Here is a 21541-nt window from a genome sequence, read left to right as displayed (position 1 = left end):
CACTTTCGTAGGTACCAGACCGGATGCTATCCGCCAGGCTGGACTGCTTCAAGGACCTCTAAGATGAACTCCCTGTCACCCCGCGCGGCCATCGGCCTGTTTCTCATCGTCGTGCTCGCCTGGGGCGTAAACTGGTCGGTGACGAAGCAGCTCGTCCAATTCCTCTCGCCACTGTGGACTTCGGCGATCCGGAGCTGGATCGCGCTGGCCGCGTTGTTCGTGATCCTCGGACTGAGCAACAATCTGGTGATCCCGGAGCGGCGCGACATTCCTGTGGTCCTGAGCGTGGCGCTGCTGCACATGACGGTGTTCTCGGTTCTGGTTGCGGCCGGTGTGCGCTTCCTGCCCGCGAGCAAGGCCATCGTGCTCGGCTACACCACGCCGCTCTGGGTCGCGATCGCCGCGCCCCTGCTCGGGAAAGATACGCTGACTGCGCCAAAACTCGCCGGCGCCCTGCTCGGGCTGATCGGTCTTGCCGTGATCCTGAACCCGGCATCGATCGACTGGACCAATACCCACGTCGTGCTCGGCGCCGGCATGGTCATCCTAGCCGCGATCTCCTGGGCTGCGAACATCGTCTATATCCGCGCGCACCGCTGGATCGCGTCCCCGCTCCAGCTCCTGATCTGGCAGGTGCTCGTGGCAACGATCGTACTGACTGGATCGGCAGCGGTCACAGATGGCCTGCCGCACGCAGAATGGTCGTGGCGACTCGTGCTGCTATTCCTGTATTCGGGGCTGATCGGGACGGCGCTGGCCTATTGGGCGATGTCGATGGTCAACAAGAGCATCTCGGCCCTGACCACGGCGCTCGGCACCACCGCGACGCCGCTCGTCGGCATTGCCAGTGCTGCGATCCTGCTGGGAGAGCCCATCGACAAGAGTCTTGCTGTCGCTGCGGCCCTGATCGTCATCGGCATCGGCCTCGCGACGCTGGGAGATCGCTTACTGCGCAGTCAGGCCACCGCAAGGGGCTGAACGCGCAGCACGCCGCGCAGGCCTGCGGCTGTGCCGATCAAAATGCCAGCGACAGCAATGAACGAGCCCAGCGCAAGCGTCGACACGCCCGTAAGCCCCTGCCCGATCGAGCAGCCAAACGCCATCGCGCCGCCGATCCCCATCAGCGCGGCACCACCGGCTGAGCGCAGCATGTGGCGCGGCGAGGAATAGCCCTCGAGATGAAAGCGGCCCGTCGCGAGCGCGGTGACCAGACTGCCAGCGAAGACGCCGGCAACCGTTGCGACGCCGAAGTTGAGGGTCAGGCCGGTCGAGAGCATGGCGTATTGCAGGGCGTCGGCAATCGGCGCGATGAAGGTGAGCGACGTTACCGGGACCGGATTGAAGTCATCGGCGCCGAGATAGCCGGTGACGAACCAGCCGCTGGCGACGAGGAGACCGACGATAACGCCCGCCGCGATCTGACCCGGCGAACGCCGGAACGCCGGGTGCGCGAATGCAAAGAGGATCAGGGCAATGACGATCGCGGCGGAAGCCAGCGCGCGCGAGACCGCTTCGCCGGAACCGAGCGTCGCCAGCAAGGTCGGCAGCGAATTCGCGCTAACCGTGGTTTGCGAGGCCTGGACCAACGCGATACGTGCCGGTGCGATCAAACCCTTGAGCGTCATCTGTGCAGCAATGGCGAGCACGATCACGACGACGAAGGAGCGCAGATTACCGCACCCGAGCAGGACCAGCGCACGCGAGCCACAGCCGTTCGACAGCACCATGCCGTAGCCGAACAGCACACCGCCGAGAAACAGCACCGGCGTCGAAAACGTTTGTTGCAGATAAATCGACTTGCCGAGGTCGACCATGGCATTCCCGGCGAGGAATTGACTGGCGAAAATCGCAACGGCGATTGCCAGCGCATAGGTCCGCACCAGCCGACTGTCACCCTTCGCGAGAAAGCCACGCATGCTGCTCATCAGGCAGAAGCCGCTGAGCAGACCGACAGCGCCGTAGACGAGGCCGATAATGAGGCCGGCGAAGATGACAAGTTGGGCGGACGCTTCCATACTAGGGCTTCAGAATCACACGTTCCCGTGACGAGCCGGCGACCGCGGCATACGCCTCCTTGGCGCGCTCCAGCGGATAGACGGCGTTCGCCTTGATCGGAAACGGCTTCAGGTGACCACTCGCAAAGCCGGACCCTAGTTCGCGCAGCACCGCGCCGGTCGCGGCCGACGACAGGCCGAGCGTGTCGATACCGACATAAGTGTGCTGGCCCCGGTAGAATTCGAGAATGTTGAACTGCACGATGCGATCGATCGCGGCAATCAGGATCTGACGACCGCGCAATGCAAGCGACTTGTGCGCGGCCTGGAAATAGGGATCGCCCACCGTGTTGAAGACGATGTCAGCACCCTTACCGGCGGTCAGTTCGCGCACGCGCGTGGCGACGTCGGTAACGGACGCATCGATCACCTCAATGGGCGCGTTGGCGTGACCTTCATAAGCCTCCGCCTTGCGCACCACGCCGATGACGCGCGCGCCCTGCCAGGTCGCGATCTGCACCGCGGCCTGACCGACCTTGCCATTGACGCCGAACACCAGAACGGTCTCTCCGCTCTTCGGTACGCCGGCGCGGCGAAAGCCTTCCATCGCCGTGACGAAGGGAACGCCGATGCCGGCAGCCTCCTCCCAGGATAAAGTCTTCGGCTTCTCGACGACAGCATCTACCTCGATGACGAGATGGGTTGCGTGCGTGCCGTCGCGGCGGATGCCGAGATCGCCGGAGGAGCCGAACACCTCGCGGCCGACCGTGCCGGCCGGCCCGTCGATCACCACACCGGCGTAATCGCGGCCGGGCGTGCGCGGGAAGACGGCGTAGGGCATCAGCCCGGTCGCAGCCTTGACGTCGGACGGATTGACGGCGGCCGCCTTCACCTCGATCAGGAGATCATCGGGACCGCACGTGAGCTTATGACGCTCGACCACCGGCGCAATCGCGGCGGCGTTCTCGGCCTTGGCATTGAGGCGGACGCAGCGCGCCTCGACGGCTTTTGGATCGGCTGATGACATCGAAAGACCCACGATTTCTCGCGGGCCTTGTCGCCCCTACGGGTGGTCAAGTCAATCCTTCGGCCGCTTGTCGTAGAGCCGCTTGGCCTTGCCGAGCGAGCGCTCCAGCGTGGCGGGTGCAACCACCCGCACATTGGAGCTGATCCCGATGGTGTTCTTGATATGGGTCGAGATACGGTCGGCATGGTCGACGAGCCCGCGACCATCCCAGCTCTCCGGTCGTGCCTCCGCGATGATGGTCAGCTCGTCCATGCGGCCTTCGCGGGTGAGCTCCATGACGAAGTGCCCGCCGCACCAGTCGGTCGCGAGCAGGACTTCCTCGATCTGGGTCGGAAACAAATTGACGCCGCGCAGAATAATCATGTCGTCGGAGCGCCCCGTCACCTTCTCCATGCGCCGCATGCCCGGTCGCGCCGTGCCCGGCAGCAGCCGCGTCAGGTCGCGGGTGCGATAGCGGATCACCGGAAAGGCTTCCTTGGTCAGCGAGGTGAAGACCAGCTCGCCCTTCGCGCCATCGGGCAGCACGGCGCCGGTCTCGGGGTCGATCACTTCGGGATAGAAATGATCCTCCCAGATGTGCAGGCCGTCCTTGGTCTCGATGCATTCCTGCGCGACGCCGGGACCGATCACTTCAGAGAGGCCGTAGATGTCGGTCGCGTCCATGTCGAACGCATCCTCGATCTCGCCGCGCATCGCATTGGTCCAGGGCTCGGCACCAAAGATGCCGACCTTGAGCGAGCATTGACGCGGGTCGAGTTTCTGGCGCTTGAACTCGTCGAGGATCGCCAGCATGTAGCTCGGCGTCACCGTGATGATGTCGGGTCGGAAATCATTGATGAGCTGGACCTGCCGCTCGGTCATGCCGCCGGAGATAGGCACCACGGTGCAGCCGAGTTTCTCGGCGCCATAATGCACGCCGAGGCCGCCGGTGAAGAGGCCATAGCCATAGGCGTTGTGGATGATCATGCCGGTGCGGCCACCGGCGGCGCGGATCGAGCGCGCCACCACCTCTGACCAGGTGTCGATGTCGCGTTGGGTGTAGCCGACCACGATCGGCTTTCCCGTCGTGCCCGAAGAGGCATGCACGCGCACCAATTTTTCGCGCGGCACGGCGAACATGTTGAAGGGATAATTGTCGCGCAAATCCGTCTTCACCGTGAACGGAAATTTCGCGAGATCCGACAGCTCGCGAAAGTCGGACGGATGCACGCCGGCCTTGTCGAAGGCCTTGCGGTAATGCGCGACGTTGTCGTAGGCGTGCTTCAGCGACCAAGCGAGGCGCTGGGTCTGGAGCACCATGATCTCGTCGCGTGACGCGCGCTCATGCGCGTCCAGCTCGGCCTTATAGGTGTGGCCGCCTTCCTTGAGCCTGGTCAAAGCCATCCTCGTTTCCCCACATTGATTTGTTCTTCTGTTTATTGGTCTTGCGTTGGCAGCCACGTCCCGGGAATGACGCGTGAATGCCCACGGAATTCGGCGATGACAGTGTCACCGGCGGTAACGCGCACGTCATAGATGCCGGAGCGCCCACTGCGCGTAACCTCACGCGCTTTTGCAACGAGACGATCCCCGAGCTTGCCCGGCTTGATGAAGGTGATCTGACCTTGCGCTGCCACCACACGATCATTGTGTGAATTGCAGGCGAAGGCGAAAGCGGAATCGGCGAGCGTGAAGATGAAGCCGCCATGAGCGATGCGCTGGCCGTTGACCATGTCCGGCCGCACATTCATCGCCAGCGTCGCAAAGCCCGGGCCGATCTCGACGATCTCCATGCCGAGGCCCTTGGAGGCATCGTCCTCCGCCCACATCGCGTCGGCGCAGGCGCGGGCAACATCCTCAGGCGACAGGGCGGCTTTGATGTTCACGCGCTTCTCCCGGCCAAATGCTTACGCATGATGTTCTGCTGGATGGCCAAAACTGTCAAACATGGTCGTAGTCGACCACGACCCGCGCGGAGGACGGCTTGGCCTGGCAGGTCAGCACAAAGCCCGCCTTCAGCTCCCATGGCTCCAGCGAGTAGTTAATGTCCATCGGCGCATCACCTTCCACCAGTTTTGCGCGGCAGGTCGAGCACATGCCGCCCTTGCAGGCGAAGGGCAGATCGACGCCGGCGCGTAGTGCGGCATCGAGGATCGCTTCGTCCTCGGCGACCGGCACGTCGCGGCGCTTGCCGTCGATGATCAGGGACGCAATCGCCTTTGGCGGCGCGTCGGGAGCAACGACCTTCTTCGGCCGCGGCTTGCCACCGAACTCCGAGACGAAACGTTCGACGTGAATCCGGTCCTCGGCAATGCCGATGTCGCGGCAGGTCGCCTCGATCTCCTCGCTCATGCCCGTTGGACCGCAGACGAAGACATGATCGACGCTCGCCGCCGGCACCAGCGAGCGCAGCAGCACCCTCACCTTTTCGCCATCGAGACGGCCATGCAGGATCGGGATGTCCTGCTCCTCGCCCGAGATAACGTGGAAGATCGAGAGGCGGTCGATGAAACGGTCCTTCAACTCCTCGAGCGCCTCGAGGAACATGATGTTGTCGGTCGCACGGTTGCCGTAGAACAGGAAGAAGCGGCTGTTGGGCTCGCGCGCCAGCACGCCCTTCACGATCGACAGGATCGGTGTGATGCCGGAACCTGCGGCAAAGCCGACGTGGATGCGCGCAGCGTCGGCCGGCGGGACCGCGCCGAAGCGTCCGGTCGGCGTCATCACGTCGAGCTCGTCGCCGGATTTCAGGTCATCCGCCGCCCAGCTCGAGAACGCGCCGCCGTCGACCTTCTTCACGGCAATGCGGATTTCGCCATCGTCAGGACCGGAGCAGATGGAATAGGAGCGGCGCACTTCCTCCCCGTCGAGCGTGGTTCGGAGCGTGAGATACTGCCCGGGGTTGAAAGCATAATCGTCAGCGAGTTCGCGCGGAATGGCGAAGGTCATCGAGATCGCGTCGGATGCCTCGCGGCGGAGGTCGCTGACGGCCAGGCGATGGAAGCGCGGTGCGGCTGCGGACATGGTCAATGACACTTGAAATAATCGAAGGGTTCGCGGCAGGCCTTGCAGCGCCAGAGCGCTTTGCAGGAGGTCGAGCCGAATTCGGACAGTAGCTCGGTATTGCTCGAACCGCATTGCGGGCAGGCAACCGCCTGCTCACCGAACAACGCACGACGCGAGCTTGAGGCCTGGGGCGGCGCGACGCCATAGGCATGCAGCTTGCGGCGGCCTTCCTCGCTCATCCAGTCGGTGGTCCAGGCCGGCGAGAGCACGGTGCGGACCTTGGGAAGTCGGAAACCAGCTCGCTCCAGCGCGAGCTCGATTTCGAGCGCGATCATGTTCATGGCTGGGCAACCCGAATAGGTCGGTGTGATCGCGACCTCGACCCGATCACCATCGAGAACAACGTCACGCAGCACGCCGAGATCGGCAATGGTCAGCACCGGAATCTCCGGATCGACCACGCTGGCCGCAGCGTCCCACGCGCGTTGGCGCAACTCGCTATCGCGTTCGAGCACGGTCACCATGTCTGTCCTGGAAAAGTCCGCTGCATCGATTGCAGCTCAGACAGGAGATGGCCGAGATGCTCGCTGTGTCGGCCGGTCCGGCCGCCCTGCTGCATCCAGTCGCTCTGTGGCAATACCAGCGTTGCTTCGCCGACGACATCGGAGAGCGTCGTCATCCAGCGACCACGTAAGGTCCCCGGATCGATAGCGATACCGGCATGAATCAGGGCGCGCTCGCCTTCATCAACGGCAAACATCTCGCCGGTGAAGGCCCAGAGGTGATCGATCGCGGCTTGCGCGCGGGCGTGGCTCTCTTCGGTGCCGTCACCTAGGCGGATGATCCATTCGGAAACATGACGAAGGTGATACGCGGTCTCCTTCTCGGACTTCGCGGCAATGGCCGCAAGCGTCGTGTCGCGCGAATTCATCATCGCGCGCCAATAGAGATCGGCGAAGGCGGAATAGAAGAACTGGCGCACCAGCGTCTGGGCGAAATCGCCGTTCGGCTGCTCGACCAGCAGCAGGTTGCGGTACTGCCGGACATCGCGCAGGTAAGCGAGCTTGTCCTCGTCGTTATCCTTACCCTCGACCTTGGCGGCATAGGTGTAGAGCTCGCGCGCCTGGCCGATCAGGTCGAGCGCGACGTTGGAGAGCGCCATGTCCTCTTCCATCATCGGCGCGTGCCCGCACCATTCCGACAGCCGGTGGCCGAGGATCAGCGCATCGTCGGCACGGCGCAGCGCGTAGAGCACCAGCGGCGTTTCGGAAACATTGATGTTGGCGACGGTCATCACATGTGCCCCACTTCTTCGGGGACCTCATAGAACGTCGGATGCCGGTAGATCTTCGACTCTGCCGGCTCGAACATCATGCCCTTCTCGGAGGGATCGCTTGCGGTGATCGCGGTCGACGGCACGACCCAGATCGAGAGGCCCTCGCCGCGACGGGTATAGATGTCGCGGGCGGCTTGCAGCGCCATTGTCGCGTCACTCGCATGCAGCGATCCGACATGCTTGTGCGCAAGCCCGTTGCGGCTGCGAATGAAGACTTCCCACAGCGGCGTGTTCGGCGTGGCCATCGTGATCTCCTTATTCCGCGGCTTGTGCGGTCTGGCGATGTGCGCGCTTCGCGGCATAGGCGGCGGCCGCCTCGCGCACCCAAGCGCCGTCGTCATGCGCCTTGCGGCGCGCCGCGATACGATCGCGATTGCAGGGGCCGTTGCCGGCGAGCACCTGCTTGAACTCGGTCCAGTCGATCTCGCTGTAGCGCCAGTGTCCGTCAGCGTCCTGCGTCATGCCGGGATCGGGAATGGTGAGGCCGAGGTACTGCGCCTGCGGCACGGTGGCATCGACGAATTTCTGGCGCAGCTCGTCATTGGAGAAGCGCTTGATCTTCCACTTGGTCGAGACGTCGCTGTGCTGGCTGGCGGCATCGGGCGGACCGAACATCATCAGTACCGGCCACCACCAGCGGTCCAGCGCTTCCTGCGCCATCGCCTTTTGCTCGTCGGAGCCACGGCATAGCGTCAGCATGATCTCGTAGCCCTGCCGTTGATGGAAGGACTCCTCCTTGCAGACGCGGATCATCGCGCGCGCATAGGGGCCGTAAGAGCAGCGGCACAGCGGGATCTGGTTCATGATCGCGGCGCCGTCGACCAGCCAGCCGATGGTGCCGATGTCGGCCCAGGTCAGCGTCGGATAGTTGAAGATCGATGAGTATTTGGCCTTGCCGGCGAGCATGGCGTCGACCAGCTCTTCGCGCGAGGTGCCGAGCGTCTCGGCGGCGGCGTAGAGATAGAGCCCGTGGCCGCATTCGTCCTGAACCTTGGCGAGCAGCGCTGCCTTGCGTCGCAAGCTCGGCGCACGCGTGATCCAGTTGCCTTCGGGCAGCATGCCGACGATTTCGGAATGGGCGTGCTGGGAGATCTGGCGGGTGAGCGTCTTGCGATAGGCCGCCGGCATCCAGTCGTTCGGCTCGATGCGCTCCTCGGCATCGATACGCGCCTGGAATTGCGCCGCCCTCGCCGCATCCTCGACGTTGCGGTCGTCCGCCTCAGCCGTGTTGAGCGCCTGGGTATACATGCGCGTCCTCCCGTTTCATTGGGAGACAATATATATCAGAATTTTATTCTTGCAAGATATTTCTGTAACATAAAATTCAGGCACCGAACCTCCGCTCCAGGAGCTTTAGCGCCGGCGGCAATGGCCCCTTTTCATTGGTTCCATGGCTATCAAGCCAATGTTCGGACCGGGCCAGCAGCGCGCGATAGATCTCGCCGCAGAGCGCGCGGGCGGCCCTGCCCGGCCAATCCGCCGGCAGCAGGCTCTCGGGCAGCAGCGGATCGCGCAGCACGACGCGGCGGTAGTAATGGATCAGGAGGATACGTGCGGTGAAGGCGTCGGCTTCGGACAAATCCGTGCCCCTCCCGATCGCGGCGCGGAGCGGCTCGAACATCTTCATGAATTTCAGATAGGCGTCCGCTGTGCGGTCGAGCGGCCAGCTCGCGCTGAGCAAACGGCGCCCGCTGTCGTCCTCGGCCGAGACTTCGAGCCGAATGGCGCCGGCAGCTTCCTCCGGCACCGGCACGCCTGATGGCGCGACCCACACGCCTGGCAACGGACTGCCGAAGCCGGCGTTGCGCAGCGCTTCGCGCGAAGCGTCGCGACCCTCGCCATTGCTGATCAAGAGCAACTCGAAGCGGCCGGTCCAGTCGGACTGTGGAGGGTCGTAAATGTGGCGCGTTGCGGCCTCGAACGTCTGGCGGCCCTTTTCGGCAAGGCGATAAAAGCTGTTGCGGCCGACCTTTTCGCGCGTCAGCCAGCCGTCGGCCGCAAGCCGCGACATCACCGTGCGCACCACGCCGCTGTCGATGGCGAGGCCTTCAAAGAATTCCAGCAGCGTGCCGAGCCACACCGAACCGCCGCGCGGCACGATAGCGTCGCCGAACACGGTGATGACGATGGAGCCGGTGCGCGAAGGCTCGCGCTTGAGCTGGTCGATGATGCGAGAGAGCGGATGCGCCATGCGCGAGGCATAGCGCGATTTGATCGGGCGGGACAATGGACGGGAGCGACGCCTGCCGCGACGCTGTATCTCCCTCGCCCCGTCCTTACGGAGAGAGGGAGAAGAAATCACCTGTGCGGATCGGGATAGACCAGGCTGCGCCAGCCGCTGCGATCGAAAGGCTGCCACACGCCTTCCTTCTGGGCGAGGCGGTCGGCCACCGCATAGACCGCGGCGGGGTGATGCCCCATGCCGCAATGACTGCTCTCGACCTCGATGCTCTCGGTCTCGGCGCCGGTCTTCTCCATGCAGCCCTGCCAGGCGCAGACGCCGTCGGTGCGGCTGAAGATCGCCGTGGTCGGGACCGGCGGTGGAACGGCGAGTTCGCCGCCGAACTGCGGATCGACCTCGTCGGACTTCCGCCCGCTCGCCCATTCATAGACACGCCAGGCATTGGTCGAATGGGGATCGCCCGCAAAGGGGCTGCCAAGCGTAATCACCTGACGGACGCGCTCCGGCATCATCTTGGCGAGCTGGCGGGCATAGAGGCCACCGAGGCTCCAGCCGACGAGGCTGATCTTGCGGCCATGGGTGTCGTTGAGCTCTCGGACCAGATCGACCATCGCATGCTGCACGCCTTGACGCAGGCCGTAGTTGCGGCCCTGGCGCCAGCCGCTCACCGCATAGCCCTTGGACGTGAGAAACGCGCGCAGCGGCCGCGTGGACGCGTCGGATGCCACCAGGCCCGGCAGCACCAGCACCGGGTGTCCATCGCCGCGCGGCGCGAGGCTCAAGAGCGGCAGGGCGCCGAGGAATGCACCGAGCTCATGGATCGCGCGCCCCTCCAGAAACATCAGGGTACGGGACGGCGGACGCAGCGTCTGAGCAGTAGCGGTCATCAATGTTTCCCCTGAGAAGGTGCCGGGCGCGATGCCGGCAAATGGGCATGAATTCCAATACGCCGGCTTCTTGAACGTTCCGCAGCGCAACATGAATCAGTTAGGCGGCCGGTTCCCGATATTCAAGCCGGTGGAGCACCGGGCCACAATAGGCCCAGGCATTAATGCTAACGGCCGTGACGCAAAAGTCACAACAAACGAAGCAGGAATTCTACGGAGTAAAGCGCGAGACCGGCGAGACCGCCGATCAGCGAGCCGTTGAAGCGGATGTATTGCAGGTCGCGGCCGATGTTGATTTCGATCAGCGAAATCAGCTGCGTCATATTCCACGATTTCACCTGGTCGGAGATGAAGGTGGAAACGCCGCTCTTCTGGTCGGCGACGAAGCTGCGCAGCACCGTCACGAGACCCTTGTTGATCTCGCCGCGCAGTTCGGCATCGCCGGCGAGGGCCTCGCCTGCGGCCACGCACATGCCGGCAAGATGATGCTGCAACACCTGCGTCTCGCCGCTTGCGCTGCGCTCGATAAAGGACCGCGCGTTGGCCCAGACAGTGCGGGCGAGATCGGCAAGCTCGGGCCGCGCCAGGAGATCGCGTTTCAGCCCGTCGATGCGATCGATGTAAGCCTGGTCGGAGCCGAGCCGGTCGACGAAGGTCAGCAGCATGCGGTCGAACTCACCGCGGAACGGATGTTTTGGATCGCCGCGCACTTCATCGAAGAAGGCAGTGGCAGACGCCACGATCTTGTTCACCAGGAACTTGTCGGCGCGGTAGAGCCTGAGAAGGGTCGGCAATTCCGCGCGCACCTTCTCGCGGATCATCGCCATGGTTTCCTTCTGATTCAGCGTCTCGTGCATCACGCGGAGGAGATCATCGAACAGGATCTGGTGCCGCCCCTCGGCCACGAAACCGCGCAGCGTGCCGGCGGCGAGCGGCGCAAGATCGATCGCCTGGAGCTGCGAGGACATGCGGCGGATGATGAAAGTCATCAGGCCGGAGTTTTCCGTCGCCGAGAACGCCTCAGGCAATAAGCGCAGCGCAAAGCGCGCGAGATCATCGCTGCGCTTGCGGTCGCGCAGCCAGTCGGCGACGAAGGAGCCGAAATCGATCTCATTCAGCTTGGCCTCGACAGGACCTGCCTCGAGGAAATGCACCTGGATGAATTCACCAAGCTTGTCGGCGATGCGGGCCTGGTTGCTCTGGATGATCGCGGTATGCGGGATCGGCAGGCCGAGCGGCCGCTTGAACAGCGCGACCACGGCATACCAATCCGCGAGCCCGCCGATGGTCGCGGCTTCCGCGAAGGCGGCGATGAAGCCGAACACGGGGTGCATGTTCAGCAGCAACTTCGCGACGACAAACAGTGCGAGCGTCGAAGCCAGCACCAGCGTCGCCAGCGCTTTCACGCGGCGCAACTCAGCCGCGCGTTCGGCGTCACCTGGAGTGTCGAAGGAGAAGCTGGCGGGTGGAGTCATGACTGCATCACAATACTCCGTCATTGCGAGCGAAGCGAAGCAATCCAGACTGCCTCCGCGGAAAGACCCTGGATTGCTTCGCTTCGCTCGCAATGACGGCAGCGCAAAAAACAAGGCCCGCCGAAGCGGGCCTTAAAATTCAGTTTTTCAACTCAAGCGCCGGATCAGGCGGTCTTGGTGTAGACCTTGGCAAAGTTGTCCTGAGCGGACTTCGCACCATTGGCGGCGAGCTTGCCGAGATAGTCGGTGGTCGCCTTGGCGCGCGAGACGAAGGCTTCGCCGCGGGCGCGGAGCAGGCCGGACTGGATCTCGACGGCTTCGCTGAACGACTTGGCGGACGCGAGCTTGTCGATGCTCGAGAAGAATGCCTCGGCGTCCTCATAGATCGCCTGCTGGATGTTGCGGCTGATCTTGCCGGCCTCGGCGACGGATTCGGTCACCGCGCTCTCGACGGCGGCGGTCACCCGCTCGGAGCCGGCGAAAGCCTCGGCAGCGCGGTCCTTGGCGGTGCTGGCGGACTTCTTGACGAACTCGCGAGCAGCCTCGGGAACTTCCAGGTTCTGGATGTTCTTGAACGCGTCCTTGAAGCCTTCGAAAGCGGTGTTGGTTTCGGTGGTCATTGGGGTCTCTCCATCCTCATTGGGTTGAGCTATGGGCTCACCCCGTCCTGTTTGGCCCGGGGCACGACTTATATGGCATAGTTAATTGTGCGATGCAATATTCATATTGCACTGCGATATCACGAAACCGTGAATAGCTCTAATGGAAGGCAATATGGCGCCTCCCTAGCCATTAAAGTTCCCGGAGGGCCTTCAATGCTGGACGGCGCCTGGCAGCCCGTAGGCCTCCATCTGGGCCTGGACCTGCGCGATGTTGTGGCCGAGCACGACGATGTCGTGGGTCTTGCCGCCGACGTCCCGGACATGATCCCGCAGCAGCGCCTCAGCCTTGAAGCCAAGGCTCTCGAACAGGGCGATCGCCGCCTGCTGATCGACTGTCATCTGCACGGAGAGCTTCTCGAGGCCCGCCCCCAGTGCGAGCGCAAAGGTCTCCTGCGACAGTGCCTTCCCTACCCCCTTCCCCCGGACGTCGGGCGAGACCACCATCCGGATCTCGCCGACATGGGGCGACCAGGAATGCGGATCGCGCACCAGCGTGCCGCAGCCGACCACCTTGCTATCCCTCACCGCGAGCAGGCTCGTGATCGCGCCGCGCTCGATCTCCTTGACCCAGGCGGAGAGCACCTTTGGCTCGCTGATGTTGCGCGGCAGGAACAACAGGTCATGGGTCGGCAGGCCCTTGCCGAAGACCAGCACCGCGGCTTCGTCGGCAGGCGACATCAGGCGGATATCAATGTCGCCGGCTTCGGTCTTGACGTGACGCGGATAGGCACGCTGTTCACTCATGTCGATCTTGTCCCCAGCCAGGAATCCAGTTTCGGCCACAGCCGCTTCACCGCGTTGGCACCGGCGACCAGCGAGACGTGACCGCCCTTGAGCATCACCTCTTCCTTGTCGACAGACCCGATCTTCGTGATCAGATGCTTTGCGGCCTCATAGGGCACGATGTGATCGTGCTCGGCGACCGCGTGCAGGAATGGCACCTTGATGTTCTCGAGCTTCGCCGCACGGCCGCCGACCGACATGGTGTCGTTGTAGAGCTTGTTGTCCCACATCAGATCCTTGGTGATGGTGCGGAAATACTCGCCGGCCAGCGGCAGCGTGTCGGTCGCCCAGCGGTCGAACATCCGGTACGACTTCACGAACTCGTCGTTCCAGATGTTCTCCCAGAGCTGGATCTGGCTCACCGTGCGCGAGGCCGGGCGCAGCATCTCGAAGGACGACAGGATCATTTCCGGCGGCACGTTGCCGACGCTGTCGACCAGACGGTCGACGTCGAAATAGCGCCGGTCCGAGAAGTTGGAGAACAGCTTCATCTCGCGGAAATCGACCGGCGTGGTGAAGCAGATCAAATTCTTCATCGGACCATCCGGGAAGATCGAGCCATAGAGCAGCGACAGCACGCCGCCGAAGCAATAGCCGATGACGGAGACGTCCTGCTCGCCGGAATCCTGCTGCACGCGACGGACGCAATCGGGGATGAAGTCGAGGACATAGTCCTCCATCCGCAGGCTCTTCTCCTCCGGCCGCGGCGCGCTCCAGTCGAGCATATAGACGTCGTAGCCGCGCTTGAGCAGGAACTCGATGAAGCTCTGGCCGGGCACGAGATCGAGGATATAGCCGCGGTTGGTGGTCGCCATCACGACCAGGACCGGCACGCGATAGATCTCGTCGGACATCGGCCGGTAGTGATAGAGGCTCATCGTGCCGCGCGAGTGCAGCACGTCCTTCGGCGTCGAGCCGAGCGTCGGACCGGAGGTCGAGAAATATTCGACGCCCTTGATGCTGCGCTGGATGGCGCGCTGCACCTCCGACTGGATGCGCTCCGGGATGGCCGCGAAATCAAGTCCCGTCGGCGCGTTCATTTTTGCTCTCCGCCTTCGGAGGGCGGACGTTTTGTGCGCGGCGGCCGCGGCGCGGCACCGATCTGCGCACCGCCCGAGTTGGCCGACATCTGGCTCAGCATCGACTTGATCTCGCCGATCTGGCCTTCCATCGCTTGCAGCCGCTCGGCGATGCCGGTCATCTGCTCGCGGCTCGGCAGGTTCATGGAGAGCAGGTATTTCTCCATGAGATCGCCGAACTGCTTCTGAGCACCCGCAGCAACGCCACCGGCGCGGTTCACGGCCTGCGAGAATTCGGGCGTCTCCATGGCTTTGGTGGCAAAGGAGTTGAAGCCCTTCTCCATTTCGCCAACCATCTTCTGCCACAAGGCGACCGGATCGGTGATCTTGTCGGTCATCAGCGTCCTCCCAATGTGGAGGGCTTGTGCCCTTCTTTTCCGCCATACCACACCGTTGCGAGGTGCCGGTCAACCGGTGTCGCGCAGGCGGCTTCTTCGCGGAACAAAACCGTGCGATACAGCAGATCAAAGAATTCGAGGGAACGCGCCCGTGAACACCTCCGCCCATCAGCCGCCTCAGACTGTCCGCGCCAACGGCATCGACATCTGCTACGAAATCTTCGGCAACGACAATGCCGAGCCACTGCTGCTGATCATGGGGCTCGCGGCGCAGATGATCCACTGGGACGATGGGTTCTGCGAGCAACTCGCGGCGCGCGGCTTTCGCGTGATCCGTTTCGACAATCGCGACATCGGCAAGTCCAGCCATCTGACCGGCGGCAAGCGCCTGACGCCGCTCGAGCTGTTGAAGCTGCGGTTTCTGAAGATCCCGGTCGCTGCGACCTACAAGCTGATCGACATGGCGAAAGACACGGTCAGCCTGATGGACGCGCTCGGCATCAAGTCCGCACACCTCGTCGGCGCGTCCATGGGCGGCATGATCGCGCAGGAAGTAACCCTGTCGTTTCCACAGCGCGTGCGTTCGCTGACCTCGATCATGTCGACAACGGGCAATCCCCGCCTGCCGCCGCCGAGCCGAGAAGCGGTCGCGGTGCTCATGGCGCCGCCGCCGCGCAGCAAGGAAGAGTACATCGCACGCTTCTGCCGAAACTGGACGGTGCTGCGCGCCGGCTCTTTCCCCGAAGAGGAAGCACTCGATCCCGGCCGGGCCGAACGCACATTTGCGCGCGGCCTCAATCCGGCCGGCGTCGGCCGCCAGATGCGCGCTGTGCTCGCGTCCGGCAGCCGCAAGGAACGGCTGCACGCCGTCAAGACACCGTCACTCGTGATCCACGGCACCGTCGATCCACTGGTACCGCCCGAAGGCGGTAAGGACACGGCCGCCTCGATCCCGGGCGCAAAGCTCTTGATGATCGACGGCATGGGCCACGCACTGCCGGCGCGGTTCTGGCCGCAGATCATCGGCGCCATCGACAAGCATGCGCATGGCGCGGCGGCAAAGGCGGCATAGCGCGAGGCGACTGGTTTCCTCGCGTTGACCATGTGAGCTGCCCGATACCATCTTACGGCCGTCGGGCGCAGAGGCTATATCAGCGCTCCGCAATCACAAAAGGCCACGGCCTCTCGGAGTTTCCATGCATCTCATCTTCCGGTCGGGCGCGATGATCGCCGCCTCGGTTCTTTTTGTGCTCTCCGCTCACGTCAGTGCCAGTGCCGGCGACGCGCAGGAGGAGGCCAATCGCAAGACCGTGCTTGCCTTCTACGAAAAGGGCCTCAATCAGAAGGATGCCGACGCAGCGCTCGCCTATGTCGGCGACCGCTATGTCCAGCACAACCCGAACGCGCCCGATGGTCCCGACGGCTTTCGCAAATTCATCGGCTTTCTCCGTGAAAAATTTCCGAACGCGCACAGCGAGATCACGCGCTCTTTCGTGGACGGCGACTATGTCATTCTCCACGTTCACGCGGTTCGCGAAGCCGGTACAAAAGGCAGTGCGATCGTCGACATCTTCAAGCTGGAGAACGGCAAGATCGTCGAGCACTGGGACGTGGTCCAGCCGATCACCGACAATCCGGCGAACAACAACACGATGTTCTAGCTCGGAGGCGCAGGCGCGTAGGGTGGGCAAAGGCGCGCTCTTCGCGCGCCGTGCCCACCATCCATCCGCAACGATGATGAAAAGGGTGGGCACGCTTCGCTTTGCCCACCCTACAAGTCCGGTCCCGTGGAGCGCAGCGCAGAAACGAAGCCTAACTCTTCCTCGCCATCCAGATCACATGGCGCGCGCCACCGCCTCTTCCGGTGGCGCGGATATTGACTTCGTTGACCTCGAAGCCCGCGGTACGAAGATGTCGTGAGAATTTCGGATGCGGCCCGGACGACCAGACCGCGAGCACGCCGCCTCGCCGCAGCGCAGTGTGAGCTATCCTTAAGCCCGCAGCATCGTACAAGGCGTCGTTGGCCTTGCGGGTAAGTCCTTCCGGACCATTATCGACATCAAGCAGGATGGCATCAAACCTGAGCGGATGTCTCTCGATCAACTGCGCGACATCCATCTCGCGGATCTCGACTCGGGGGTCATTGAGACTGTCGCCGAAAATTTCAGCCATCGGACCTCGTGCCCACGCCACCACGGCCGGGACCAGTTCCGCCACAACGATCTCCGCCTTGTCTCCGAGCACGGCCAGCGCCGCACGCAGCGTGAAGCCCATGCCCAACCCGCCGATGAGGACGACCGGCTTCTTGACCTTCTCGATCTGCTTCGCCGCGAGCGTTGCGAGCGCGGCTTCCGAACCCGACAGGCGGTTGTTCATCAGCTCGTTGGTGCCGAGCTTGATGGAGAACTCCTTGCCGCGCCGCATCAGACGGAGCTCCTCGTCGGAGCCGGGGATTTTGGCGGTGTCGATCTTTTCCCAGGGAATCATCCGAGAGCTTTAGCACGATTGGGCCGGCGGTCACCCGCCCGCCCAGACGTCGAGAACATAGCGGTTCTTCACGCCCATCTCCTCGATCCACCGCGCGCCGGCGGCGGCATCGCTGCCGCTCTTCTCGCGATAGATCGCGACCAGCGCGGCCTTCACGTCGGGCTCCATCTTGCCGCCGTCACCGCAGACATAAATGATGGCACCCAGCTCGATCAGCGGCCAGACCTTGTCCTTCTGCGCGGCCAGGAGGTGCTGCACATAGGTCTTCGGTCCATCCGCGCGCGAGAACGCGGTGAAGAGTTCGGTGATGCCGCTGGCGGCCAACGCCTTCAACTCTTCCGCATAGAGATAGTCCTGGTCGGGATGGCGGCAGCCGAAGAACAGCGTCGCCGGGCCAAGCGTCGCACCCTTCGCCTTGCGCGCGGCGCGCTCCTGAAGGAAGCCGCGGAATGGCGCGAGCCCGGTGCCGGGTCCGATCATGACGATCGGCACGGATGAATCGTCCGGCAGGCGGAAGCCGGCCTTGGTCTCACGCACGGTGGCGTAGACCGTATCGCCCGCACGGCGATCGCTGAGATAGTTGGAACAGATGCCTTTGTAGAGGCCACGACCGGATGCGGCCGGCCCGCCAACCACGCCGACGGTGACGCTGCAACGCCCGAGGTCCACCGACGGCGAAGACGAAATCGAGTAATAGCGCGGCGCGAGCAGCGAGAGCATTTCCAGATAGACGTGGAACGGCAGCTCGCACGCCGGATATTCGGACAGCAGATCGAATACCGACTTGCGCTTGGTCAGGATCTCGGCGCGGTAGCGCTCCCCTGCCTCGGCATCGTCACCGACGAAGGCCAGCAGCTTCGGCTTGGTCACCGGGCAGCGCGTATGCTCCGCCATGATCTGGATCTGCTTTCGCGTCGTGACCTGCTGAAGCTCGACGAAATCGGTCAGCAACTGGCCGACCGAGACGCTGTCGCCGACCGGCAGTTGCGCGCGACGCCCCTCGGCGACCTGCAATCTGATCTGGTCGGCCGGCAGGAAGCCGAAGCGGCGCGCGACGGCGTCGACCAGCGCCGGATCGTTGCGCGGCACCACGCTGAGATGGTCGCCGACGCGGTAGCTCGCGCCTTGCGGCAACTGCACCTCGATGTGCCGTGTGGAGCGCTCGGATGGATTTGGCCCGCTCTTGGTCTGAAGCTCGTCGTTGACGAGCACCTTCATCGCGACGGCGCCACCGAGCGCCGCGATCGCATTGACCGCGCCCGGCGCCACCGGCTCGACCTTGTAGAGCGGCTGGTCGTCGGTGCTGCGGCTGAAGTCCGAGGTGAGGCCCCACTCCTTCATGGCCGCAGGGGCGGCGGCCGCGAACCATTTCTCGAACTGGCCGTCGAGATCGCTCCGCGCATCGCCCTCGCCGCGCGCATAGAGGCTGCGCGCGCCGCGGGCCGCAAGCTGCTCGTCGACGAAGCGCGGCACGGACTGATAGGTCGCGGCCCAGTCGCTATTGCCGCATCCGAACACGGCATAGCGCACTTTCGACAGCGCATCCTTCGACACGTCGCCGTGGAGCCATTTGACGAATTCTGTGGCGTTGTCCGGCGGCGCACCATTGTAGGAGGCGCAGAAGATCAGCACGCCGCCCTCTTCCGGCAGCTTGCCGGCATAGTCATCGAGCGGCGCGAGCTTGGTGGCAAAGCCATTCACTTCCGCAAGATCTGCAACGCGGGTTGCCAGCTCTTCCGCCGTGCCGAGATTGGAACCGTAGAGCACGAGCAGCGGGGTGTTGTGTCCGGGCCGCGTGGTGGCGCGCGGCGCGGTGGTGACGGCAGTCGTTGCCGCCACCGCAGGCCCGCCATAGGCACCCCGTTCGCGATCGGCGCGCGGACGAACCTTGATCCTGAAGCCTTCCGGCTTCATCGTCAGCGTCTCCTTCAGATGCATCTGGTAGCGCTGATGGTCGATCAGCCTGAAGCGCTGAAGGATCATGCCGAGCGCGAGCGCCGCCTCGTGCATGGCGAAGCCGCGGCCGATACAGGCGCGCTGGCCATTGCCAAACGGCTTCCAGGCGTTGACCGGCCGCTTGGCCTCGGCTTCCTTGCTGAAGTTCTCGGGATCGAAGGCGTCCGGGTTCGGTCCCCAGACGCTGGGGTCGCGATGCAGCGCCGTCACCAGGATCGTGATGAAGGTGCCCTTCCTGAGCTTGTACTTGCCGCCGCCGAGGGTCTCGTCCTTGAGCGGCGAGATACCGTAGGCCGGCGCCGGCGGCCACAGCCGCAGCGCCTCTTTCAGGATCTGCGTGATGTAGGCGAGCTGCGTCACCTGCTGATAAGTCGGCCTGACATCGACGTCGGGGCCGAACACACGGTCGACCTCGTCATAGGCCTTTTTCAAGATATCCGGGTGCTTGAGCAGCGCATAGAGCGTGGTGGACAACAGGCCGCTGGTGGTCTCGTGGCCCGCAATCAGGAAGGTGTTGATCTGGTAGCGGATGTTGACGTCGTCGAGCTGCTCGCCGGTCGAGCGATCGACGCCGGTCATCATCGCGGCCAGCATGTCCTTCTTGTCGTCGACGGCCTCCACGCCCTTGCGGCGCTCGGCGATGATCTCATCGACCATCCTGTTCATGAAGTCGACGTCTTCGCCCATCGTCTTGCGCCGCTTCTGCATCCAGAGCTGCTCGAACGGCAGGCCGCGGGTCATCATGATGGTTTCGAGCGAGCGCACCAGCGACTCGACAAAAGGATGGTAGTCGCGGCGGTAGAACGAGTTGAAGCGATAGTCGAAGCCGCACAGGCCGATCGTGTCGAGCGTCAGCGCCGTCATATCGTGGACGACGTCGATCTCGTCGTCGGCGTTGAGGCGATCCCATTTCTTGACGAGCTGCTCGGCGATGTCGACCATGCTCGGGTGGTAGGATTGCATGGCGCGGTTGCCGAAGGGCTGGAGCAGGATGTTGTGCGCCTTGCTCCAGTTCGGCTCGCGGGTGTCGGCCGTGAACAGGCCATCGCCGCCAACCGCGCGCACGCGCCGCAACGCGCCGCGCACGGCCTTGTCGAAACGCTTCTCATCGGAGAGCTCGTCAACGAGATCGTGGCCGGAGACGACAACGATCGGCGAGCCCATCATGTCGAGCCAGAAGATCGGGCCGAGCTCCTTGGCCAGCCGGGTCAGGTGCTGAACAGGAGCCGCCGAATCCAGCGACAGCATATTGCCGACCACCGGCTTGGTCGGCGGCTGCGGAATCGGGTCCAGTCGGTTCTTGGATGACATTTAAAAGCGCTTCCCCCTGCCTTGGTCGTCAACGCTAGCCAAACCGCCTTCTACGCCATTCGATCAGCCTGGCGCTGACGTCTTCCGGCTTCTCCTGCTGCGTCCAATGGCCGCTGTCCTTCACCAGGTACTTCTCCAGATCGGCTATGAGCTTCTCCATGCCGTCGGCCGCCGACGGCGGCAGCACCGCGTCGTTCTCGGCCATGATCATCAGCGACGGCACGTGGATGTGGTGGTCCAGCCCCTCCGACCGTTCCCAGTTGCGGGTGAAGTTGCGATACCAGTTGATGCCGCCGGTGAAGCCGGTTGTCGTAAAGGCATCGACAAAGACCTTCTTCTCGTCGGCCGACAGGATCGGTGTGCGCGGATCGTGTCTTGCATCATAGGCGGCGACCATCTGTGGAAAAGCCAGGTTCGTCTTCGACGACGCGCCGACGCCAGCAACCGGCGGCTCAGTGGGCTTCGCCTCCGGTCGGGCGAGCGGCTTGCGCATGAACGCATCGAAGGTCTGCTCGACGCGGCTTCCAAAAATTCTGTCGGGTTCGCGCGCGGGATCCTGAAACTGGACGATGTACATCTGGTCGCCGAAGCGCTGGCGGAACAGCGCGATCGGATCCATCGGCGCGCGGTCCCAATGCGGTGTGTTGACCCCGACCACGCCGGCAACGCGCGTGGGATGGCGCAGCGGCATCTGCCAGACGACGAATCCGCCCCAGTCGTGGCCGACGAAGATCGCCTTGTCGATCCCGAGATGATCGAGCAGACCGACGAGATCGCCGGTCAAATGTTCCATGTCATAGGCCTCGACCGGCTCGGGCCGGTCGGTCGCGCCATAGCCGCGCTGGTCCGGCGCGATCACGCGGATGCCGGCTTCGCTCAGAGCCTTGATCTGGTAGCGCCAGGAGAAGGCCAGTTCGGGCCAGCCGTGACACAGCACGATCGGCGGCTTGTCGGTGACCGGGCCCGCCTCGTAATAGCCCATGCGGATTCCGTTCGTCTGCGCGAACTTGAGCGGCGGCATTTCAATCATCATAAAATT

General features: G+C 63.7%; 22 protein-coding genes. 3 read left to right on the top strand and 19 right to left on the bottom strand.

Annotation, left to right across the window (positions count from 1 at the left end; translation table 11 throughout):
- The first annotated feature begins 63 nt into the window (after nt 1-63).
- The gene (locus UP06_RS38705) at nt 64-978 is read left to right on the top strand and encodes a DMT family transporter (protein ID WP_045008975.1); all 915 of its coding nucleotides are present in this window, start codon (nt 64-66) and stop codon (nt 976-978) included.
- On the opposite strand, the gene UP06_RS38700 is transcribed toward UP06_RS38705, so the two are convergent.
- The 16 genes from UP06_RS38700 to UP06_RS38625 all read right to left on the bottom strand — a co-directional run bounded on the left by UP06_RS38700 (nt 957) and on the right by UP06_RS38625 (nt 14748).
- The gene (locus tag UP06_RS38700) at nt 957-2015 is read right to left on the bottom strand and encodes a YeeE/YedE family protein (protein WP_045008974.1); all 1059 of its coding nucleotides are present in this window, start codon (nt 2013-2015) and stop codon (nt 957-959) included. The genes UP06_RS38705 and UP06_RS38700 overlap by 22 nt on opposite strands.
- A gap of 1 nt (nt 2016) precedes the next feature.
- Nucleotides 2017-3021: a quinone oxidoreductase family protein gene (locus UP06_RS38695; RefSeq protein ID WP_045008973.1), complete on the bottom strand. Its 1005-nt coding sequence runs from the start codon at nt 3019-3021 to the stop codon at nt 2017-2019.
- A gap of 51 nt (nt 3022-3072) precedes the next feature.
- The gene (gene paaK / locus UP06_RS38690; RefSeq protein ID WP_045008972.1) at nt 3073-4404 is read right to left on the bottom strand and encodes a phenylacetate--CoA ligase PaaK; all 1332 of its coding nucleotides are present in this window, start codon (nt 4402-4404) and stop codon (nt 3073-3075) included.
- A 32-nt stretch (nt 4405-4436) separates the two neighbouring features.
- Nucleotides 4437-4886: a hydroxyphenylacetyl-CoA thioesterase PaaI gene (gene paaI / locus UP06_RS38685; protein WP_045008971.1), complete on the bottom strand. Its 450-nt coding sequence runs from the start codon at nt 4884-4886 to the stop codon at nt 4437-4439.
- Between the two features lie 55 nt (nt 4887-4941).
- A complete protein-coding gene (paaE, locus tag UP06_RS38680) occupies nt 4942-6024 on the bottom strand; it encodes a 1,2-phenylacetyl-CoA epoxidase subunit PaaE (RefSeq protein ID WP_045008970.1) in 1083 nt (360 codons plus the stop codon).
- A 2-nt stretch (nt 6025-6026) separates the two neighbouring features.
- Nucleotides 6027-6530, bottom strand: a complete 504-nt coding sequence (gene paaD / locus UP06_RS38675; RefSeq protein ID WP_045008969.1) for a 1,2-phenylacetyl-CoA epoxidase subunit PaaD — start codon at nt 6528-6530, stop codon at nt 6027-6029.
- Nucleotides 6524-7300, bottom strand: a complete 777-nt coding sequence (gene paaC, locus UP06_RS38670; protein ID WP_045008968.1) for a 1,2-phenylacetyl-CoA epoxidase subunit PaaC — start codon at nt 7298-7300, stop codon at nt 6524-6526. Before paaC ends, paaD begins: the two co-directional genes overlap by 7 nt.
- A complete protein-coding gene (paaB, locus tag UP06_RS38665) occupies nt 7300-7587 on the bottom strand; it encodes a 1,2-phenylacetyl-CoA epoxidase subunit PaaB (RefSeq protein WP_045008967.1) in 288 nt (95 codons plus the stop codon). The genes paaC and paaB overlap by 1 nt, the downstream gene beginning before the upstream one ends.
- Before the next feature lie 10 nt (nt 7588-7597).
- Nucleotides 7598-8590, bottom strand: a complete 993-nt coding sequence (gene paaA / locus UP06_RS38660) for a 1,2-phenylacetyl-CoA epoxidase subunit PaaA (protein ID WP_045008966.1) — start codon at nt 8588-8590, stop codon at nt 7598-7600.
- Nucleotides 8591-8666: 76 nt separating this feature from the next.
- Nucleotides 8667-9533 carry a phenylacetic acid degradation operon negative regulatory protein PaaX gene (gene paaX / locus UP06_RS38655; protein ID WP_045009077.1) on the bottom strand — a complete coding sequence of 289 codons (867 nt, stop codon included), beginning with the start codon at nt 9531-9533 and terminating at the stop codon, nt 8667-8669.
- A 107-nt stretch (nt 9534-9640) separates the two neighbouring features.
- Entirely contained in the window at nt 9641-10411 is a 771-nt protein-coding gene (locus UP06_RS38650; RefSeq protein WP_045008965.1) for an esterase/lipase family protein, read from the bottom strand.
- 188 nt (nt 10412-10599) lie between these two features.
- Nucleotides 10600-11886, bottom strand: coding sequence for a DUF445 domain-containing protein (locus tag UP06_RS38645; RefSeq protein ID WP_045008964.1), 1287 nt, complete (start codon nt 11884-11886; stop codon nt 10600-10602).
- A gap of 164 nt (nt 11887-12050) precedes the next feature.
- Nucleotides 12051-12506 (bottom strand): phasin, encoded by a 456-nt coding sequence (locus tag UP06_RS38640; RefSeq protein WP_045008963.1) that lies wholly within the window; start codon nt 12504-12506, stop codon nt 12051-12053.
- 192 nt (nt 12507-12698) lie between these two features.
- Complete coding sequence (locus UP06_RS38635) at nt 12699-13292, bottom strand: GNAT family N-acetyltransferase (protein WP_045008962.1); 594 nt, start codon at nt 13290-13292, stop codon at nt 12699-12701.
- Nucleotides 13289-14371 (bottom strand): alpha/beta fold hydrolase, encoded by a 1083-nt coding sequence (locus UP06_RS38630; RefSeq protein WP_045008961.1) that lies wholly within the window; start codon nt 14369-14371, stop codon nt 13289-13291. The genes UP06_RS38635 and UP06_RS38630 overlap by 4 nt, the downstream gene beginning before the upstream one ends.
- Nucleotides 14368-14748: a hypothetical protein gene (locus UP06_RS38625; protein WP_045008960.1), complete on the bottom strand. Its 381-nt coding sequence runs from the start codon at nt 14746-14748 to the stop codon at nt 14368-14370. Before UP06_RS38625 ends, UP06_RS38630 begins: the two co-directional genes overlap by 4 nt.
- Before the next feature lie 151 nt (nt 14749-14899).
- Between UP06_RS38625 and UP06_RS38620 the strand changes: the two genes are divergently transcribed.
- Both UP06_RS38620 and UP06_RS38615 read left to right on the top strand, forming a co-directional pair.
- Nucleotides 14900-15820, top strand: a complete 921-nt coding sequence (locus UP06_RS38620) for an alpha/beta fold hydrolase (protein ID WP_045008959.1) — start codon at nt 14900-14902, stop codon at nt 15818-15820.
- A gap of 124 nt (nt 15821-15944) precedes the next feature.
- Complete coding sequence (locus tag UP06_RS38615; RefSeq protein ID WP_045008958.1) at nt 15945-16409, top strand: nuclear transport factor 2 family protein; 465 nt, start codon at nt 15945-15947, stop codon at nt 16407-16409.
- A 151-nt stretch (nt 16410-16560) separates the two neighbouring features.
- Here UP06_RS38615 and UP06_RS38610 read toward each other — a convergent pair whose 3' ends face one another.
- From UP06_RS38610 to UP06_RS38600, 3 genes are read right to left on the bottom strand one after another with little or no spacing between them, the layout of a single operon-like run.
- Entirely contained in the window at nt 16561-17235 is a 675-nt protein-coding gene (locus tag UP06_RS38610; protein WP_045008957.1) for a spermidine synthase, read from the bottom strand.
- Nucleotides 17236-17265: 30 nt separating this feature from the next.
- Nucleotides 17266-20502 (bottom strand): bifunctional cytochrome P450/NADPH--P450 reductase, encoded by a 3237-nt coding sequence (locus UP06_RS38605; RefSeq protein ID WP_045008956.1) that lies wholly within the window; start codon nt 20500-20502, stop codon nt 17266-17268.
- Nucleotides 20503-20536: 34 nt separating this feature from the next.
- Nucleotides 20537-21532, bottom strand: a complete 996-nt coding sequence (locus UP06_RS38600) for an alpha/beta fold hydrolase (protein WP_045009076.1) — start codon at nt 21530-21532, stop codon at nt 20537-20539.
- Nucleotides 21533-21541 lie beyond the last annotated feature (9 nt).

The sequence above is a fragment of the Bradyrhizobium sp. LTSP857 genome (genome assembly GCF_000938285.1).
Lineage (GTDB): Bacteria > Pseudomonadota > Alphaproteobacteria > Rhizobiales > Xanthobacteraceae > Bradyrhizobium.
This window is presented reverse-complemented; position numbering and strand designations above follow the sequence as displayed.

Excerpts from the sequence above, each read along its gene's own strand:
- UP06_RS38705 (WP_045008975.1), top strand. The coding sequence starts at position 64 with ATGAACTCCCTGTCACCCCGCGCGGCCATCGGCCTGTTTCTCATCGTC.
- UP06_RS38700 (WP_045008974.1), bottom strand. The coding sequence starts at position 2,015 with ATGGAAGCGTCCGCCCAACTTGTCATCTTCGCCGGCCTCATTATCGGC.
- UP06_RS38695 (WP_045008973.1), bottom strand. The coding sequence starts at position 3,021 with ATGTCATCAGCCGATCCAAAAGCCGTCGAGGCGCGCTGCGTCCGCCTC.
- paaK (WP_045008972.1), bottom strand. The coding sequence starts at position 4,404 with ATGGCTTTGACCAGGCTCAAGGAAGGCGGCCACACCTATAAGGCCGAG.
- paaE (WP_045008970.1), bottom strand. The coding sequence starts at position 6,024 with ATGTCCGCAGCCGCACCGCGCTTCCATCGCCTGGCCGTCAGCGACCTC.
- paaD (WP_045008969.1), bottom strand. The coding sequence starts at position 6,530 with ATGGTGACCGTGCTCGAACGCGATAGCGAGTTGCGCCAACGCGCGTGG.
- paaC (WP_045008968.1), bottom strand. The coding sequence starts at position 7,300 with ATGACCGTCGCCAACATCAATGTTTCCGAAACGCCGCTGGTGCTCTAC.
- paaB (WP_045008967.1), bottom strand. The coding sequence starts at position 7,587 with ATGGCCACGCCGAACACGCCGCTGTGGGAAGTCTTCATTCGCAGCCGC.
- paaA (WP_045008966.1), bottom strand. The coding sequence starts at position 8,590 with ATGTATACCCAGGCGCTCAACACGGCTGAGGCGGACGACCGCAACGTC.
- paaX (WP_045009077.1), bottom strand. The coding sequence starts at position 9,533 with ATGGCGCATCCGCTCTCTCGCATCATCGACCAGCTCAAGCGCGAGCCT.
- UP06_RS38650 (WP_045008965.1), bottom strand. The coding sequence starts at position 10,411 with ATGACCGCTACTGCTCAGACGCTGCGTCCGCCGTCCCGTACCCTGATG.
- UP06_RS38645 (WP_045008964.1), bottom strand. The coding sequence starts at position 11,886 with ATGACTCCACCCGCCAGCTTCTCCTTCGACACTCCAGGTGACGCCGAA.
- UP06_RS38640 (WP_045008963.1), bottom strand. The coding sequence starts at position 12,506 with ATGACCACCGAAACCAACACCGCTTTCGAAGGCTTCAAGGACGCGTTC.
- UP06_RS38635 (WP_045008962.1), bottom strand. The coding sequence starts at position 13,292 with ATGAGTGAACAGCGTGCCTATCCGCGTCACGTCAAGACCGAAGCCGGC.
- UP06_RS38630 (WP_045008961.1), bottom strand. The coding sequence starts at position 14,371 with ATGAACGCGCCGACGGGACTTGATTTCGCGGCCATCCCGGAGCGCATC.
- UP06_RS38625 (WP_045008960.1), bottom strand. The coding sequence starts at position 14,748 with ATGACCGACAAGATCACCGATCCGGTCGCCTTGTGGCAGAAGATGGTT.
- UP06_RS38615 (WP_045008958.1), top strand. The coding sequence starts at position 15,945 with ATGCATCTCATCTTCCGGTCGGGCGCGATGATCGCCGCCTCGGTTCTT.
- UP06_RS38610 (WP_045008957.1), bottom strand. The coding sequence starts at position 17,235 with ATGATTCCCTGGGAAAAGATCGACACCGCCAAAATCCCCGGCTCCGAC.
- UP06_RS38605 (WP_045008956.1), bottom strand. The coding sequence starts at position 20,502 with ATGTCATCCAAGAACCGACTGGACCCGATTCCGCAGCCGCCGACCAAG.
- UP06_RS38600 (WP_045009076.1), bottom strand. The coding sequence starts at position 21,532 with ATGATTGAAATGCCGCCGCTCAAGTTCGCGCAGACGAACGGAATCCGC.